Annotated in this window: 19 protein-coding genes; 6 read left to right on the top strand and 13 right to left on the bottom strand. The window is 54.4% G+C overall.

Annotation, left to right across the window (positions count from 1 at the left end; genetic code table 11):
* Positions 1-111: 111 nt before the first annotated feature.
* From ACIGCM_RS18055 to amn, 3 genes are all read left to right on the top strand, one after another.
* Positions 112-753, top strand: coding sequence for a TetR/AcrR family transcriptional regulator (locus ACIGCM_RS18055; protein ID WP_397503438.1), 642 nt, complete (start codon positions 112-114; stop codon positions 751-753).
* A complete protein-coding gene (locus ACIGCM_RS18060) occupies positions 750-2,399 on the top strand; it encodes an acyl-CoA dehydrogenase family protein (protein ID WP_397503439.1) in 1,650 nt (549 codons plus the stop codon). Before ACIGCM_RS18055 ends, ACIGCM_RS18060 begins: the two co-directional genes overlap by 4 nt.
* Positions 2,400-2,567: 168 nt before the next feature.
* On the top strand, positions 2,568-4,043 hold the full coding sequence (gene amn / locus ACIGCM_RS18065) for an AMP nucleosidase (protein ID WP_397503440.1): 1,476 nt from the start codon (positions 2,568-2,570) through the stop codon (positions 4,041-4,043).
* A 58-nt stretch (positions 4,044-4,101) separates the two neighbouring features.
* Here the strand turns inward: amn and ACIGCM_RS18070 are convergent, their stop codons facing one another.
* Positions 4,102-5,124, bottom strand: a complete 1,023-nt coding sequence (locus ACIGCM_RS18070) for an NAD(P)-dependent alcohol dehydrogenase (protein ID WP_397503441.1) — start codon at positions 5,122-5,124, stop codon at positions 4,102-4,104.
* A 131-nt stretch (positions 5,125-5,255) separates the two neighbouring features.
* Between ACIGCM_RS18070 and ACIGCM_RS18075 the strand changes: the two genes are divergently transcribed.
* The gene (locus ACIGCM_RS18075; RefSeq protein ID WP_397503442.1) at positions 5,256-5,894 is read left to right on the top strand and encodes a pseudouridine synthase; all 639 of its coding nucleotides are present in this window, start codon (positions 5,256-5,258) and stop codon (positions 5,892-5,894) included.
* A 40-nt stretch (positions 5,895-5,934) separates the two neighbouring features.
* On the opposite strand, the gene ACIGCM_RS18080 is transcribed toward ACIGCM_RS18075, so the two are convergent.
* The 6 genes from ACIGCM_RS18080 to ACIGCM_RS18105 form a co-directional block, all read right to left on the bottom strand.
* A complete protein-coding gene (locus ACIGCM_RS18080) occupies positions 5,935-6,144 on the bottom strand; it encodes a DUF2788 domain-containing protein (protein WP_397503443.1) in 210 nt (69 codons plus the stop codon).
* 148 nt (positions 6,145-6,292) lie between these two features.
* The gene (locus ACIGCM_RS18085; protein ID WP_397503444.1) at positions 6,293-6,772 is read right to left on the bottom strand and encodes an Lrp/AsnC family transcriptional regulator; all 480 of its coding nucleotides are present in this window, start codon (positions 6,770-6,772) and stop codon (positions 6,293-6,295) included.
* Positions 6,773-7,185: 413 nt separating this feature from the next.
* On the bottom strand, positions 7,186-8,493 hold the full coding sequence (locus ACIGCM_RS18090) for an NAD(P)/FAD-dependent oxidoreductase (protein ID WP_397503445.1): 1,308 nt from the start codon (positions 8,491-8,493) through the stop codon (positions 7,186-7,188).
* 63 nt (positions 8,494-8,556) lie between these two features.
* Positions 8,557-8,730: a DUF3094 family protein gene (locus ACIGCM_RS18095; protein ID WP_397503446.1), complete on the bottom strand. Its 174-nt coding sequence runs from the start codon at positions 8,728-8,730 to the stop codon at positions 8,557-8,559.
* 79 nt (positions 8,731-8,809) lie between these two features.
* A complete protein-coding gene (locus tag ACIGCM_RS18100; protein ID WP_397503447.1) occupies positions 8,810-9,319 on the bottom strand; it encodes an MOSC domain-containing protein in 510 nt (169 codons plus the stop codon).
* A gap of 170 nt (positions 9,320-9,489) precedes the next feature.
* Positions 9,490-10,119, bottom strand: coding sequence for a DUF1780 domain-containing protein (locus ACIGCM_RS18105; protein ID WP_397503448.1), 630 nt, complete (start codon positions 10,117-10,119; stop codon positions 9,490-9,492).
* A gap of 123 nt (positions 10,120-10,242) precedes the next feature.
* On the opposite strand from ACIGCM_RS18105, the gene ACIGCM_RS18110 reads away from it, so the two are divergent.
* A complete protein-coding gene (locus ACIGCM_RS18110; protein ID WP_397503449.1) occupies positions 10,243-10,938 on the top strand; it encodes an energy-coupling factor ABC transporter permease in 696 nt (231 codons plus the stop codon).
* 115 nt (positions 10,939-11,053) lie between these two features.
* Here ACIGCM_RS18110 and yacG read toward each other — a convergent pair whose 3' ends face one another.
* The 5 genes from yacG to pilB form a co-directional block, all read right to left on the bottom strand.
* Positions 11,054-11,254: a DNA gyrase inhibitor YacG gene (gene yacG, locus ACIGCM_RS18115; RefSeq protein ID WP_397503450.1), complete on the bottom strand. Its 201-nt coding sequence runs from the start codon at positions 11,252-11,254 to the stop codon at positions 11,054-11,056.
* Positions 11,251-11,859, bottom strand: coding sequence for a dephospho-CoA kinase (coaE, locus tag ACIGCM_RS18120; RefSeq protein ID WP_397503451.1), 609 nt, complete (start codon positions 11,857-11,859; stop codon positions 11,251-11,253). Before coaE ends, yacG begins: the two co-directional genes overlap by 4 nt.
* 100 nt (positions 11,860-11,959) lie before the next feature.
* Positions 11,960-12,832, bottom strand: coding sequence for a prepilin peptidase (locus tag ACIGCM_RS18125; protein WP_397503452.1), 873 nt, complete (start codon positions 12,830-12,832; stop codon positions 11,960-11,962).
* 3 nt (positions 12,833-12,835) lie between these two features.
* Positions 12,836-14,053, bottom strand: a complete 1,218-nt coding sequence (locus ACIGCM_RS18130; RefSeq protein ID WP_397503453.1) for a type II secretion system F family protein — start codon at positions 14,051-14,053, stop codon at positions 12,836-12,838.
* Between the two features lie 2 nt (positions 14,054-14,055).
* A complete protein-coding gene (pilB, locus tag ACIGCM_RS18135; RefSeq protein WP_397503454.1) occupies positions 14,056-15,759 on the bottom strand; it encodes a type IV-A pilus assembly ATPase PilB in 1,704 nt (567 codons plus the stop codon).
* Positions 15,760-15,979: 220 nt separating this feature from the next.
* Here pilB and ACIGCM_RS18140 point away from each other — a divergent pair, with 220 nt between their 5' ends.
* Complete coding sequence (locus ACIGCM_RS18140) at positions 15,980-16,387, top strand: pilin (RefSeq protein ID WP_397503455.1); 408 nt, start codon at positions 15,980-15,982, stop codon at positions 16,385-16,387.
* Between the two features lie 150 nt (positions 16,388-16,537).
* Here ACIGCM_RS18140 and nadC read toward each other — a convergent pair whose 3' ends face one another.
* Positions 16,538-17,386: a carboxylating nicotinate-nucleotide diphosphorylase gene (nadC, locus tag ACIGCM_RS18145; protein WP_397503456.1), complete on the bottom strand. Its 849-nt coding sequence runs from the start codon at positions 17,384-17,386 to the stop codon at positions 16,538-16,540.
* Positions 17,387-17,487: the final 101 nt, after the last annotated feature.

Genomic DNA, 17,487 nt, shown 5'->3' on the forward strand with positions numbered 1-17,487 from the left:
GTCGAAGTTGCCAAGCGCTGGCGTAAATGACGCCTGATCTGCCTAAAATCCCTCTGTATTGAAAAGCTGAATCCTGATTCACTGGTTAAATGTTGAATCAGGATTCAGACCATGGTCTATCGCACCAGTCCGTTACGAATTGATCGCGACAATGCCTTGCGGGGGCGAATATTACGTTGTGCTCAAGCGCGAGTGAGTGAGGCCGGTTTTGCCGCGCTGACCATGCAGGCCTTGGCTGAGGATGTCGGCATCGCGACGGGCAGTCTGTATCGCCACTTTCGCAGTAAAGGCGAGTTGGCGTCTGAAGTGTTTGCACTGGCCAGCCAGCGTGAGGTCGATGCAATGGCTCAGGCATTGCGAAGCTCATTACCGGCACCCAAGCGCTTGGCTGCAGGCTTAACCCAGTTTGCCGCCCGAGCTTGGCACAGTCGCCGCTTGGCCTATGCATTGATTGCTGAACCGGTTGATCCTGAAGTCGATGAACAACGCCTGCTGTTTCGCCAAGCCTACGCCGAGTTACTGGTCGAGGTGCTGGAAGAGGGCGTCGCCAGTGGCCATTTTCGTATGCAGCACAGTCAATTAAGCGCTGCCTGCTTGGTTGGCGCTATTGCTGAATCACTGGTTGGACCTCTATCGCCCAGTGCCTGTGCGGCACGCGCCAAAGGCCAGCCGGCCATGACGCTGGGCGAGATTACTGCGGGCCTGATCGCATTCTGTTTAAGCGCCGTCGGCGCCAAGGAGATACCCCAATGAACCCGAGCGTTAACGCTGAAACCCATGAAGTGTTTAATCAGGTGCCGTCGATGGAGGGTGCCAATCTGTATCGGGTCGATCTTGCGTTGCAGGAGTGGAACCGTCGTTTTGGTGGCGCTTGGGCCGAAGACCGTCTGCACACCTACGGCGCGCTGGCGGGCGGACCTCTAATGGCCGCAGGCTTTCTGGCTAACGAACATAAACCGGAATTCAAAAGTCACGACCGCTATGGTCATCGCATTGATCTGGTTGAGTTTCACCCGGCTTATCACGAGTTGATGGGCGCTGCGATCAAGCATGGATTGCCGTCCTCGCCATGGACTGACCCGCGCAGCGGGGCCCATGTAGCCCGAGCGTCCATGAGCTATTTGCACAGTCAGGCTGAAGCCGGTTCAGGCTGCCCATTGACCATGACTTACGCCAGCGTTCCGGCGATCAAGCTGCAGCCGGATATCGCTGAAATCTGGTTGCCGAAAATTCTTTCAACCGAGTATGACCCGCGTAATTTGCCGATTGAGCAAAAGACCGGCGCGACCATCGGCATGGCCATGACCGAAAAGCAGGGCGGCACTGATGTGCGGGCCAACACCACCCGCGCCCATCCTGTGGGCATTCCGGGGCCGGGGCAGGCGTATGAGCTGGTTGGGCACAAGTGGTTTTGTTCGGCGCCGATGTGCGATGCCTTCCTGACGCTGGCTTACACGGATAAAGGTCTGAGCTGCTTTTTGTTGCCGCGCCACCGCCCGGACGGCTCGCGCAACGAGTTCTACATTCAGCGTTTGAAGAACAAATTGGGTAACTGGTCAAACGCCTCTAGCGAGGTGGAATACCGGGGCGCGCTAGCCTGGATGGTTGGCGAAGAAGGCCGCGGGGTACCGACCATTATCGAAATGGTGTCACTGACCCGATTTGATTGCATGATCGGCTCCAGCGCCTTGATGCGCCAAGCCCTGACTCAAGCCACGCATCATTGTGCATACCGTAAAGTCGGTGGGCGTGTGTTGGCCGAACAGCCTCTGATGCAAAACGTCTTGGCTGATTTGGCCCTTGAGAGTGAAGCCGCGTTGGCCTTGACCCTGCGCATGGGCAAGGCCTTGGATAATGCCCATGACGAGCAGGAGGAAAAGTTTGCTCGGTTGGTGACGGCAATCGGCAAATATTGGATCTGCAAGCGCGCCCCGGCGATGATCAACGAGGCCCAAGAGTGTTTAGGTGGGGCCGGTTACGTTGAGGAAACTATCCTGCCGCGGCTATACCGCGAAGCACCGGTCAATTCGATTTGGGAAGGTTCGGGCAATGTTCAGTGCCTTGATGTGCTGCGGGCGCTGTCGAAAGAGCCGGGCGTACTGGAAGCCTTGTTTGCCGAACTGGGCGATGGCCATGGCGATGCACGCTTGAAAGCGCATATCGGCAAGGTTCAGCGCGCGTTCAAGGACACGGATGATATCCAGTTCCGCGCTCGACAACTGACTGAAGATCTGGCCATCGCATTGCAAGCCAAGCTGTTGCTTGAGGGGGGCAATGCGACTGTATCTGATGCTTTTCTTGCCAGCCGTTTAGGTGAAGGTGGCCGGGTCTACGGGACTCTGCCGCGAGGTATAGATGCAGAGGCTTTGGTTGCGCGTAGCACGCCTCATCTGGCGTAACGGCATATGGGATTGAAGACTGGGCGACGGCAGCCGCTCAGTTTTCGGGTTTTTCAGGCTCACTGCACTATCTGAAACTTTTGAGTGGCTCTGGCGACGCCTTAAGCTGGCTAATGAGGCCGTCTAGGGTGCACTATTGGCGTGCATGTTCAGCCAGGAAGGTTTGCCGTGAATACATGTTCAGAAGACTTTATTGTTGTCACTAGCCCTGAAGAGGCTGTGGATCGACTCGCCGCACTGCATGAGCAAGCCACGCGAGCCTTGAGTCAAGCCCTCAAGGTTTATCTCAAGGATCGGCTCAAGCCCGATCCGGCCACGCACTGCCAGTTTCGTTACCCAGAACTGCGTCTGACGTACCTATGTCACGGCGAAGTCCCGGCTACGGTACGTGCATATGCCAAGGTGCAGGTGCCAGGCACCTACAGCATTACCGTCACTCATCCCGGTGCCTTTCGTAAATATCTGCTTGAACAGCTGCAACCCTTGATGCATGACTACACCCTGCGCGTTGAGGTCGGCCTAAGTCAGCAGAATATCCCTTACCCTTATGTGGTCGAGCAAGGCGACGAGCTGGCGGGTTCCGGGGTGACTGCTGGTGAGTTGGCGCGGGTGTTTCCCAGCACTGATCTGTCTGCAGCCACAGACAATACGGCCGACGGTTTAAATAGCTGGGAAAGCATGGACCCGATGCCGCTGGCGTTGTTTGATGCCGCTCGGGTCGATTTCTCACTGCGCAGACTTGTGCATTACACCGGCAGCGACTGGCGTCATGTGCAGCCGTGGATTCTGCTGACCAATTACCATCGCTATGTTGATCAGTTCATTCGTCATGGCTTGGATATGCTGGTTGGCGAGTCGCGTTTTACCCGCATGGTGCTGCCAGGTAACGTGATTATCGAGCGCGGTATGTCTGAGGGTGAAATGCAAGCCATCATCGGTGGGGTGGTCTGGCATCGCTATCAGATGCCTGCTTATCACCTGCACGCGGGTGACGGCGGTGATGGCATTACCTTAGTCAATATTGGGGTTGGCCCATCAAACGCCAAAAACATCACCGATCACTTGGCTGTATTACGCCCACACTGCTGGTTGATGATTGGCCACTGCGGCGGCCTGCGCCAGTCACAAACCATTGGCGACTATGTGCTGGCCCATGCCTATATGCGCCGCGACGGGATTCTTGATCGAGTCTTGCCGCCGAATATTCCACTGCCTGCTTTGGCAGAGGTGCAGCAAGCGCTGCAGGATGCAGCTGCGCAAGTAACGGGTGAGAAGGGCGATGACCTCAAGCGACGTTTGCGTACCGGCACGGTGCTGACCTATGACGACCGAAACTGGGAGCTGCGCTGGGCTCAGGAGCGGCCACTGATTAATCAAGCGCGGGCGGTTGCCGTGGATATGGAGAGCGGCACAGTCGCCGCGCAAGGGTATCGTTTGCGGGTGCCCTACGGCACGTTGTTGTGTGTTTCAGACAAACCGCTGCACAGCGAGATCAAGCTGCCCGGCGCTGCGGGTGCATTCTACGAGCGGGCGGTGACCCAGCATTTGCACATCGGTATCACCGCTTTGGACATGCTCCGCGGTCAACTCAACTCATTGCACTCACGTAAGTTGCGTAGCTTCGATGAGCCTCCGTTCCGTTAATCAGCACTAAGAAACCCACAACGCCCCAGCGATAATCTGGGGCGTTTTTGTTTTTGTGCTATTTACTGGCGTCTAGCACGACTCGGTAGCGCGCTTTGCCGTCGCGCAGATGTTGTATGGCATCGTTCACCTTGCTCATGGGGAAGTGTTCAACCTGCGGCAATATCTGATGACGGGCACAAAACTCCAGCATGCTGCGCATGGTCGCGGGTGAACCAACGGGTGAGCCAGAAATGCTGCGCTGGCGCGGGATCAGGTTGAACACATGTACCGGGATTGCGCTGGGCACAATGCCGACAAAGTGCAGCCGTCCTTTGCCGCCTAAGGTGCTGATCAGTGCATTCCAATCGAGGTCTGCGCTGGCGGTGATTAAGAGAAAGTCCAAGGTGCCGGCAATTTTCTTCATCGCTGCACTGTCAGTGGAGGCGACTACCTTGTGTGCGCCCAAACGCTTGGCTTCTTCCTGCTTATTCAGTGATGAGGTAAAGGCTGTGACCTCGCAACCCCAGGCATTCAAAAAGCGCAATGCCAAGTGCCCCAAGCCGCCGATACCGACAACGCCGACGCGGTCTGTCGGTTTCACGTTGAGTTCCAGCAAGGGCGCAAATACGGTCGAGCCGCCACAGAACAGCGGCCCAGCCATGCTCGGATCGAGGCTGTCGGGAATCGGCAAGGCCCAAGCCCAATGGGCGCGCATGCGATCAGCAAAGCCGCCGTGGCTGCCAACTATGGTGGGTTTGATCGAGTTGCACAGCTGATGCGAGCCGTTCATGCACGCGTCGCAATGCATGCAACTGCCCTTGTTCCAGCCGATGCCAACCCGTTGGCCAAGTTCAAGCCCGCGTGCTTGCTCGCCCAGGCGAACTACAGTGCCAACCACTTCATGGCCGGGAATAAATGGATAACGTGCGTTCTTCCATTCATTGTCGATCATTGATTGGTCTGAGTGACAAACGCCGCAGTATTCAACGGCGACCTCAACCTCTTCGGCACCCAGGGGGCCCGGGTCATATTCGAACTTCTCAAGTGGCTCGCCCGCTGCAGTCGCAGCCCAGCCAGTGAAGGTATTGACGATGCTCATTGCGGACTCCTTGAGGCGGAATTATTCAACTGACAAGCAGCATAGCCCCTTGTTCAGAATGAAGAATCAAGATCATCAGCGGTGATGCTCGGGTAAACTGCGTACTTAGTTCAGTTATGTTGGAATACTCAATGCCGCGCCCACCACGCCCAGCTGCCAGGAATCGCCCTGTTGCCTCATCAGCAAAGCCTGCGCCCCGGCGTCAGGCCAAGGCACCTCCAGCCGAACCGCGCTTGCTGGTGTTGAATAAGCCATTCGATGTGCTGACGCAGTTCAACGATGAGCAAGGCCGTGCCACTCTCAAAGACTTTGTCGATGTGCCCGGTGTGTATCCAGCAGGACGGCTGGACCGTGACAGTGAAGGCCTGTTGCTGCTGACCAACGACGGCCGTCTACAGGCACAAATCGCCGACCCTAAACATAAGCTGGCGAAAACCTACTGGGTGCAGGTTGAAGGTGAGCCGACTGCCGAACAGTTGCAGCGCTTGCGCCAAGGGGTTGAGCTTAATGATGGCATGACGTTGCCCGCCGAGGCTCGGCAGTTGGATGAGCCGCAACTCTGGCCACGCAATCCGCCGGTGCGCTTTCGTAAAAGCATTCCGACAACATGGCTGGAACTGGTAATCCGTGAGGGTCGCAATCGACAAGTTAGACGCATGACTGCCGCCGTTGGCTTGCCGACACTGCGTCTGGTGCGGGTGCGCATCGGACCTTGGGGCCTCGATGACTTGCAACCGGGGCAGTGGAAAGATTTACCGCCCAGCCTCTAGGGTGCAACAAGGCGAAGCTTGTCCACCAAGGCTTGAGTTTTTAGTGCCCTTCGATTTCCAAGCCGGCAATCACAAAGGTCTTGATAACAAAACCAAGCACGCCTAAGCCGAGAGCGAGAAACAGGATCATGCTGCCAAAGCGGCCAGCTTTGGATTTTTTTGCCAAGTCCCAGACAATAAATGCCATAAACAGAATCAGCACACTGACCAATACTGTTGTCATTAGGTCTTCGAAATACTCGGTATCCATCGTGGCCTCAAATTACGTAATAGGTCGCAGCGCAGGCCCGCGATTATACGTGAACGCAGCGATTTGTAGGGTGACGCTTTTTTCATCCACCCTTGGCTGTGATGACTGGCCTATATGCTGATGTATCTGGCTTTCTGTTCTTAGGTCTTCAACCACGCAGATGTTCCAGCGGCAGTTGAGTGCTCGACAAAATCTGCTGTAGGACAAAGCTGGAGCGCACACTGGAGACGCCTTCTATGCGCGTAAGGGTGCCGAGCAGCAGCTTTTGATAGTGATCCATATCCGGTACTACCACTTTTAGTTGGTAGTCAGCATCCATCCCGGTTACCAAGCTGCACTCAAGTACTTCCGGGCAGTTGCGGATGGCGTCCTGGAAGTGTTCGAAGCGCTCAGGGGTATGTCGGTCCATGCCAATCAGCACATAGGCCGTCAGGCTTAGGCCAAGCTTTTTACTGTCGAGCAGGGCTACCTGTTTGGCGATATAACCGTCGTCTTCAAGCTGCTTAACCCGGCGTGAGCAAGGCGAGGGGGACAGCCCAATGCGTTCGGCCAGTTCCTGGTTGGAGAGGCGAGCGTCGCGTTGCAGTTCTGCCAAAATACTCAGGTCATAGCGGTCTAGTTTGTTCATTAGGGTCACGATATTTAATTATATTGCGCTTAATAATGCTTCATTAGATAAAAATTGCGCAACCTATACATTAATGAGCAATCTTCGCAATCATTCACTCGGCGGTCAGCCGTATTATTTATCTCAGTTTCAAGGCCCGGACGACATGTCCACGCTGGCTTACTCAATCAGGTAAGCGGCCGCCGCCGATCCAACAGGGTCGTTCCGGCACCCGGGTCCGCACTGTCCAATCAGACGGGCGATAAAGGCGGCAACACAATTGCCAACACAGGACAGCATTCCCAAAGGGAGGCCGCAAGGCCTCCCTTTTTGTTGTTGGGTTACCCGCAAGGGCAAACTTCGCCTTGGCCACCCTAGGTTTTATTAGTCGATTGGGTGGATGGCGCTTTTTCATCCACCCTTGCGGTTTGGGCTTAGTGCAGCTTGAGCCGTGGTTCGGTGCTCCGCCCGATGCGATCACTGAGCATCAACAGCGCTGTGCGGAAAAAACCGTAGAGCGCCATTTGGTGCATGCGATAAAGCGAGACATAAAACATCCTGGCCAGCCAGCCTTCGAGCATTACGCTACCCGTCAAATTGCCCATCAAATTGCCCACTGCCGAAAATGTCGACAAGGAAATCAGTGAGCCGTAATCACGGTACACATACTCCGGCATTGCTTTGTCTGAACCTTGCACGCGCAGCTTTAGGGTTTTCGCCAGCAACGATGCCTGCTGGTGCGCAGCTTGGGCACGAGGTGGAACATTGCGGCCTTCTGCGCCGGGTTGCGGGCAGGCGGCGCAGTCGCCAAACGCGAAGATATCGTCATCATGGGTGGTTTGCAGGGTAGGGCGAACCACCAGCTGATTGATGCGGTTGGTCTCAAGGCCGCTGATGTCTTTCAGAAACTTAGGGGCACGAATGCCCGCGGCCCAAATTTTCAGGCTGGCAGTAATGGTCTCGCCGTTGGCGGTCAGTAAGGCATCGGCTGTAACTTCGCTAACCGCTGAGTTGGTCAGTACAGTGACACCCAGTTTTTCCAGGGTTTTGTGCACAGGCTGGCCGATACGTTCTGGTAGCGCCGGCAGTACGCGTGGCCCGGCTTCAATCAAGGTGATGCGCATATTTTCAGGCAGGATACGGTTTAGGCCGTAGGCGGCGAGTTCGTGTGCCGCATGGTGAAGTTCAGCCGCAAGCTCAACGCCTGTGGCTCCTGCGCCGACGATTGCTACGCTGATTTGCTCGATGGTTTCGCCTTGGCTGGCATGGGCGCGTAGATAGTGGTTCAGCAACTGGGTGTGGAAGCGTTCTGCTTGCTCGCGGGTGTCGAGGAATAAACAGTGCTGCGCAGCTCCGGGGGTGCCGAAGTCATTAGTTGTGCTGCCCACTGCAATAATCAGGCTGTCGTAAGGTAGATCGCGCTGAGGCACCAGAACTTGGCCATGCTCATCCAGGGTTGCATCCAAGGTGATCCGCTTGTTATCGCGATCCAAGCCGGACATGCGCCCGAGCTGAAACTCAAAGTGATTCCATTTTGCTTGGGCAACATAGTTCAGCTCATCACCGGATGAGTTGAGCGAACCCGCTGCAACTTCGTGCAATAGGGGTTTCCAGATGTGGGTCAGGTTGGCGTCGACCAAAGTGACTTTGGCTTTGCCGCGTTTGCCTAAAGATTTACCCAGGCGGGTAGCAAGCTCCAAGCCGCCGGCGCCACCGCCGACGATCACGATTTGATGGTTCATTAGATTGACTCGCAAGGCTTTGAATAGAACAGTTACAGGGCGGTCGGGCGAGCGCTAGGCAGCTCATAGCACCAAACTCCCAAGAAATCGGCTGAGAACCCCAAGGACAACAACAATGCCAAGCACCACCAATAGCAGACGCCATACCTTAAAAGGCCGGCGCTCGACTTGATGCTGTGGTGCGCTTAGATACTGATCAACACGTTGCTGGTCGTCAGGCGTAAGTCGGCTGGGCATAGAAACCTCGTTGGTCGGGTGTTCTTTTTGCTTGATTATAGACTCTCGGTTGAACAACGCGAAGCGTGCACGCCCGTGATCAAGCCAGCGAAGGCTCAAGGGGCTCAACAATCAGCTTGTCGCCACAACGGATAACGCCACCCTGAAGCACTCTTGTGGTTATGCCGCCGTGGCCTCGCATCGCCTGGAATGTGCCTAGACCGAGACGTTCTTCCAACCGTGCGCAGGGTTGGCACCAGCCGGTGGTTTCGAAAACCGCCTGGCCAATCCTGAAGCGTCGACCTTTAAGGCTGAATAGATTGATGCCGCTGATCGCGATATTGCGCCGTAAATCTTCGGCTCGAATCGGGTTGTCAGCGTCGCGGCTTAATAATGCACTCACAACGGCAAGGTGTTCCCATTGGATAAAGGTCACTTGCCGCGCATTGCGCGTGCTTGGACGGCTGTGGTCACCGGTCAGGCCTTCGTCGCGTCGAGCTTCAACTGCATCAAGCTCGATCATCGCAGCGCGTGATGCCGGACGCACGCCAATCCAGCGGACTTGGCCTTGTTGAGGTATTGCTGCCAGTAATGCTTTGAGCGGGCTCATTAAATGGGTTATCTCGGTGTTTTAGTCGTGGTGGGCAAGCTGCGCGTTGGCCATCCTAGGGTTGGTCGGCAAGGGAGGGTGACGCTTTTTTCACCCACCAATGCGACCGTAAATATTTGAGTTATTGACATGGACCACTTATGGAGCGATTTGACGGGCGGATATTACGGTCACAAGCTCATGCCCGCGTCAAAAATGACGGTGCGGCCAAGGTTGTTGCGTAAAAACTCAGGGGCATCGGCGTGGGCAAATATCACCCGGGCAAACGTTGGTGCAATCACCGAAAGCGAGCGCCAGCCTTGACGCAGAAACTCCGTGGGCGCAGGGAAATGGCTGTTTAGATCCAGCACCGAACGCTTCAGGTTGATGTAGGCCAGCAGGTCCAGTTCGCCCAAGTCAATGTTGCGCTCAGCATAGTTGCGCGCTTTTTTGCTCAGTGTCGGGGCCAGGTGAGTGAGCATATCTTTGGCGGGAATACGCTTGGGTTTCGCCTCGCGTCGCACCAGTTGGCTTAGGGAAAACGCCCGGCGACGACGTTCCAGCTCGGCGCGCCATTCGTCATTGAGACGCCGGCCTTCATCAAGTACGAAAAACACCTCGAAATTGGCATCGCGAAACAGCACGTCAGGCGGCTCGTTGTTGGGCGCACTGAACTCCTCGATGCTGTGACGCAGGTTAAAGGCTTGCAGCAGGCGCTGACAGACCCAACGCTCGCGTTCCCATTTGCGCGCATTCGATAAAAAATCATTGGCTTGCTCGGCGTGGTCGGTGAGCAGGCGTAAGAAGTCTGAGTCATCCATGGGCTTAGCTTAGCGCCAGGGCCGGGCAACTGGATAGATTGGGGCGACGATTAGCTGGCGGTGCAGCTCCCTTGGCTCGGGGTGTAAACTGCGGGTTATCTGTTTAGTTGTTGGGGCGGCGAAATGATTGGTGCTGAGCTACTTACCACCACTAGCGCGCTGGTTGGCTGGCTGCTGTATGCGCCGGTGGTGCTCTGGGCGATAGTGCGCGCGCCCTGGTTGGCGTTAATCAGTGACCTTCGTCGTCAGCACTTGGTGTTTGCCACGGCTTTGGCCTTGTTTGTGTTGTGGTTGGTGCGGCGAGACTTTGAGTCAGGGCTGTCCTATCACTTTATCGGCATGACCGCGGTCACCCTCCTGCTTGACTGGCCGTTCGCCATACTGGTCGGCTTGCTGGCACAGATAGGGCTGATGCTGTTGGGGTTACAGGATTTTTCGGCACTTGGGGTCAACGGCATGTTGTTGATCGTGTTGCCGGTGTTGGTCACTGAGTTGTGTGCATTGCGGGTTGAACGCGAGCAGCCTGACAATTTGTTTGTGTATATCTTTTTTTGCGGCTTCTTCCCGGCAGCATTGGCCACCTTACTGGTGATTCTGTGTGCATTCGGGGTGTTATGGCTTGATGGCATATTTGAGATGCCGCCGTGGATAGAAGACTACGTCGGCTACCTGTGGCTGGTTATTTTCCCCGAGGCCTTTATCAACGGCTTAGTAGTGACGGCATTGGTGGTTTTTTACCCGGACTGGCTGGAGACCTTCAATCGCAGTCGTTATCTGTCAGCACCCTGGAAAAACGATAAGAACCCACCAGATTTGTAGGGTGTGTGACGCTTTTTTCACCCACCGTTGCGGTCGCGGATATTTGTGCTTTATTCATGAATCACGGTGGGCAAGCTGGGGCTTGGCCACGCGTGGCCCATTTCGGTTTCGGGTGTTAGTGCGTGCGCGGTGGGATGTCTTCGGAGAACACATCATCTTCCAGCTCGTTGCCGGGAATTGCGTGCTCTTCAGATGCCCAGGCACCTAAGTCAATTAGCTTGCAGCGCTCTGAGCAAAAAGGCCGGTTCGGGCTTTGTGGGCCCCATTCAACAGGTGCTGCGCAAGTAGGGCAAGCGACGAGAGTTGGTGTGGTCATGGTTGGCCTCCACTTAGGGTCAGGTAAAAAGTATGCAGGCGTTCGACTTCGCTGCGCAGCCAAACCAGGTCGCGGTCGTTTACCAATACATCATCGGCTATCTTTAACCGTTGCTGGCGGGTGGCTTGTGCGTTGAGGATCGCCTGCACTTGTTCAAGTGAGGTGTTATCGCGCATCAGCGTGCGTTCAATCTGCAGCGTTTCTGGCGCATCGATCACCAATACGCGCTGAGTGAGCGCGTGTTGGCCGGTTTCAACCAATAAAGGCGTAACCAGAATGGCGTAAGGCGAGGTCGCTTGCGCCAGGTATTGGCTGATCTCTTGATTGATTAGCGGATGCAGTAACAGCTCCAGCCAGCGCCGCTGCTCGGCATCCTCAAAAATCAGCTTGCGCAGTGCGGCGCGGTCAAGCTGCCCGTCCGCTTGCAAAATAGTTGGGCCAAAGTGCTCGGCAATCTTGTTAAGAGCTGGGCGGCCAGGCTCGACCACCCAGCGCGCAGCATGGTCGGCATCAACCAAATGTACACCGAGGTCGGTAAAGCATTGCGCGACTGCGCTTTTACCACTGCCGATACCGCCGGTAAGGCCCAAAATCCAAGGTTTCATGCGCGTGCGCTGGCTCTAATCAAGCAAATAGAGCGCTAATTGTAGAGCAGGGGGCTAACAGCTGGCGACCCCTTGGGGCCGCCAGATGGTTTTGCAGGGCTTATTTGAACCCGGCAAATTGCAGGTAAGTCCCGGTGATTTGATCACCCCAGATCAGCGCGATCCAACCGGCGATAGCCAAGTAAGGGCCAAAGGGGATCGGCGTGCTGGTTTCAGCATTGCGCAGGCGCAGCATGATTACGCCAAGCACAGCGCCTACCATCGATGAGAGCAAAATGGTCAGCGGCAAAACCTGCCAGCCGCCCCAAGCGCCGAGCATGGCCAGCAACTTGAAGTCGCCATAACCCATGCCCTCCTTGCCGGTGACCAGCTTGAACAACCAGAATACCGTCCACAGGCTTAAATAACCCGCAACCGCACCCCAGACGGCATCATCAAGGCTGGTAAACAGGCCAAAATGGTTGGCAATCAAGCCCAGCCAGAGCAGTGGCAGCACCAGTACATCGGGCAGCAACTGGTGGTCGGCATCAATCAGGCTCATCGCCAGCAAGCCCCAAGTGAGCACGAGCATTAAGCCCGCTTGCACGGTAAAACCGAAGTGCCAGGCGATAAAGAATGACAACGCACCACAGGCTAATTCAACCAATGGGTAGCGCTTGCTGATTGCGGTTTTACAGCTGGAGCATTTACCGCGTAGAGCCAGGTAGCTCAACACCGGTATGTTCTCCCAGGGGCGAATTTCATGCTTGCACGAAGGGCAGGCCGAGTTGGGGAAGAGTAGGTTGAAGCTTTGTGGGTCGTCATCTCCCGGCAGTTCTAAAGCTTCGCGCGCCTGAACCTGCCAGTCGCGCTGCATCATAATGGGCAGGCGATACACCAGCACATTTAAGAAGCTGCCCACCAGCAAGCCGAGAACCAGCACGCATAAAGAAAAGGCCAGCGCTGAGCTGGCCAGAAAGTCGAGTGTTTGCATGAGTTAGACGACTTGACCCAGCTGGAAGATTGGTAAGTACATCGCAATAACCAGACCGCCCACTACCACGCCCAAGACCGACATAATAATCGGCTCCATTAGGCTGGTTAGGCCATCGACCATATTGTCTACTTCATCCTCATAGAATGTCGCAACTTTATCAAGCATGTCATCAAGTGATCCAGACTCTTCACCGATAGCTGTCATTTGAATGGCCATAGATGGGAACGTATTGGTAGCGCGCATGGAGAAATTAAGTTGCATGCCTGTTGAAACATCGGCTTTTATTTTGTTGGTTGCGTTTTTAAAAACAATGTTGCCTGTAGCACCTGCAACTGAATCAAGCGCATCTACTAAAGGCACGCCAGCAGCGAACGTAGTTGCAAGCGTTCTTGCAAATCGGGCTACAGCAGACTTGTACAGTATATCGCCTACCACTGGCAGCTTTAATATTGTACGATCCAAAGCGTTCCTAAATTTTTCTGATCGTTTATGAGTTTCTTTGAAAGCTAAGGTAACGAAAAATAGTCCAATAAGAACGAGTATCCACCATTTTTGCAGTGCTTCAGATATAGCAATTACAAAGAGTGTGAACGCTGGTAGTTCAGCGCCAAAGCCTGAGAAGACCGATTGAAACTGCGGAACAACTTTTATCAAAAGAATTGCAGAAACAATCAGCGCAACCACTACTACCGCAATTGGATAGTTCATTGCTTTTTTAATTTTTGCTTTAAGTGCTTCTGTCTTCTCTTTGTACGTTGCAACACGATCTAGAAGTGTTTCTAGTGCTCCCGACTGCTCCCCCGAGTCAACTAAGTTGCAGTACAGGTCGTCAAAGTATTTAGGTCTTTTGCGTAGAGAGTCCGCGAAACTATTACCGGCGGCTACATCCTGTTTAACTTCATCGACCAGCTTACGCATGTTGGGATTGTCTACACCTTCGGCAATAATATCAAACGATTGCAAAAGTGGAACACCTGCTTTCATCATGGTTGCCATCTGTCTTGTGAACAGAGCTATATCCATGGGCTTGATTTTTTTGCCCTTGCCGAAAATCGAAACAGATTTTTTGCGCACCTTGATCGGGTTGATACCTTGCTTGCGCAACTGGGCCTTGACCAAGGCTGGGTTTTGCCCGCTGAGTTCACCTTTAATGGTGGCACCTTTCTTATCTTTACCTTCCCAGGCGAATACGCTGGTTTTTATTGCTTTTGCCGCCATGGTTAATCCTTGGTTACGCGGTTGACTTCCTCAAGGCTGGTGACGCCTTGCATCGCCTTCACCAGTGCTGAGGTGCGTAGATCATTAAAGCCGTCTTTGCGCATCTGCGCGGAAATGTCGATGGAGTTGCCTTCCTCCATGATAATCCGTTGCAGGTTAGGCGTGTTTTTAACCACTTCATATATTCCGACACGGCCTTTGTAACCGCCTTTGCAATTTTCGCATCCCACAGGGCCAAAAATCTTGAAGGTGCCAATTTTTGCCTCAGGAAAGCCCTCTTCTAAAAGCGTCTCGCGGGGGACATCCACTTCTTTCTTGCAGGTGCTGCACAATTTGCGCGCCAGACGCTGGGCAATAATCAGGTTGACCGAGGTGGCGATATTAAATGAAGGAACACCCATATTGCGCAGGCGGGTCAGGGTCTCTGCCGCGCTGTTGGTGTGCAGGGTGGACATCACCATATGCCCAGTTTGCGCAGCTTTTACTGCAATAGAGGCGGTATCAAGGTCACGGATCTCACCGACCATGATGATATCCGGGTCTTGCCGCAGGAATGCGCGCAACGCCTGAGTAAAGTCCATGCCTTGCTTGGGGTTGACGTTGACCTGGTTGATGCCTTCAAGGTTGATCTCTACCGGGTCTTCTGCCGTGGAAATATTTACATCGGCGGTATTCAGAATATTCAGGCCAGTGTAGAGCGATACGGTTTTGCCAGACCCTGTCGGCCCGGTAACCAGAATCATCCCCTGGGGTTGCTTAAGGGCTGTCATATACAGCTCTTTCTGGTCTTCCTCATAGCCAAGGGCATCGATGCCCATTTGCGCGCTGGTGGGGTCGAGAATCCGCATCACGATTTTCTCGCCCCACAAAGTAGGCAAGGTGTTAACCCGAAAATCGATTGACTTGGTCTTGGAGATGCGCATCTTGATGCGCCCATCCTGAGGCTTGCGCCGCTCGGAAATATCCAGCGAGGCCATAACCTTCAAGCGTGCAGAAATTCTAGGTGCAAGCTGAATAGGTGGACGCGCCACTTCATGCAAAATACCGTCTGTACGCAAACGCACACGGTAGGTTTTTTCGTAAGGTTCAAAGTGCAAGTCAGATGAGCCGCCTTTAATGGCATCGAGCAACATCTTATTAACGAACCGCACCACGGGCGCATCATCTGCATCCTGGCCGCCATCGCCACCACGAGGTTCGTCGTCTACGGCCTCTACATCAAGCCCATCCAAGTCAACGTCGGCAAGGTCTTCCATGCCGCTTGCCCCGGAGTCGAAGAACTTTTCGATGGCGTCGCCGAGTTTGTCGTCTTCAACCAAAATGGCTTCGGTGTTAAGCCCAGTACTGAACTGGATGTCGGTAACGGCTTGATGGTTGGTCGGGTCGGAGACGCCAATAAATAGCTTGTTGCCACGCTTCCATAACGGAATTATTCGGTGCTGACGCACCAGCTTTTCGCTGACCAGGTCTCGCGGCTGGCTTTCTTTATCTATGGAGCCAAGGTCAACAAATGACACGCCGAATTGATCAGAAGCCAGTTCAGCCAGCGCACGGCTTTTCACCAGCTTGTTTTGTACAAGGTAGGTGACTAGCGACATTTTATTGCGCGTGGCTTGCTGCTGCGCTTGCTGGGCTGCTTTCTCATCAAGCAGTTCGGCGATGACCATTTGCTTGGCTAGGCCGGTGAGAGAGACGACGTCGTTCATTGCGACCTCCAAAAACTATGCCTGCGTTATAGCCTAGTTGACGGGTAGAACCAAATTGACATTCCGTGACTGACGAATTGCGTCACATGCTGTCGTGAATTTGATCTTAATGGCGCTGTCTTTTGGCGGATTGCCTTGAATTGCGCTATTCGAGAAGTTGGCACGATGAATGCTTTAGTCCATTCAGGTCGTAGGGCCTACTCATTTCTAGGAGAGAATTATGAAAGCTCAAAAAGGTTTTACCCTGATTGAATTGATGATCGTAGTTGCGATCATCGGTATTTTGGCTGCAATCGCATTGCCTGCTTATAGCGACTACCAAGCACGATCGAAAATGACTGCCGGCCTCGCTGAAATCTCTGCCGGTCGCACCGCTTTCGAAGAGACTGTTAACAATGGTGAAACTGTTGCTGCTGGTGATAACGCTAAAATCGGTTTAGCAACAACAACCAACAACTGCACAATCACCCTGAGCGCAAACTCCATTGAATGTGCGATGCTGAATGCACCTACTCAGGTTGCAGCTGCCAAGCTGACTTGGACGCGTACTGCTGCTGATGGAACGTGGGCTTGCACATCAAGTGGTGCCACTGATGCGAAGTATGCTCCGAAGTCTTGCCCGCAGTAAGTAATCGACTCAGAAAGGCCTGCCTATTTAGCAGGCCTTTTTATTTTTTTAAATCTTTTATGGCTTGCTAAATATGCTTGAGCATTAGTCCATAAATATTTGTGGTCACCAGTAGTTGTGCTTCTGGGTAAATGGTTTCTTGAATGTAGTTCACAACCCCAGCCGCATCGACAAATCCACCGCTTTAATATCTTTAGTCAACGCCCCAATCGACACATAGTCCACGCCCGTCTCAGCAATAGCCCTAAGCGTGGATTCATTGACGCCACCTGAGGCTTCTAGTTTGGCTTTGCCTTGGGTGATGGCGACGGCTTGGCGCATGTCATCCAGTGACAGCTCATCCAGCATGATGATGTCAGCGCCGGCATCCAGGGCCTGTTGCAGTTCTTCCAGGCTTTCCACTTCCACTTCTACCGGTTTGCCCGGCGCAATCTTGTGTGCGGCTTTTACGGCTGCGTCGATATTGCCGCAGGCAGCGATGTGGTTTTCCTTTATAAGGAAGGCATCGAACAAGCCGATGCGGTGGTTATGGCAGCCGCCACAGGTGACCGCGTACTTCTGCGCAAGTCGCAGCCCAGGTAGGGTTTTGCGGGTGTCGAGGATTTTGATCTGGGTGCCTTGCACCATATCGGCATAGTGCTGGCAGCGCGTGGCTACAGCAGACAGGGTTTGCAGGAAATTCAGGGCGCTGCGCTCGCCAGTGAGCAGGGCGCGGGCCGGGCCTTCTAAATGGAACAGTGCTTGGTTCGGCTCGACGCGGTCACCGTCCGCCACCTGCCAGTGCACGGCAACGCGATCATCAACCTGACGGAACACTGCATCAACCCAAGCTGTGCCGCAAATAACGGCAGCGTCGCGGCTGATGACGGTGGCGTGGGCCAGTCGCTCGGCAGGAATCAGTTGCGCGGTGATGTCTCCGCTGCCCATGTCTTCGGCTAGTGCCCGGCGAACGTTGGCCTCAATTTCGGCAGTCAGGTCGGCGAGTATTAGGTTAGGCATGGCGCGCTCCATTTTTTGTGAGCGGCGATTATAAGGGTAGAAATCCCTGTCGCGCAGCTTTCTACGGCGTTCAAATTGAGCGCGTTGGGCTGCTGGCGCAG

The organism is Pseudomonas sp. NPDC078700 (assembly GCF_044542375.1).
GTDB lineage: Bacteria > Pseudomonadota > Gammaproteobacteria > Pseudomonadales > Pseudomonadaceae > Aquipseudomonas.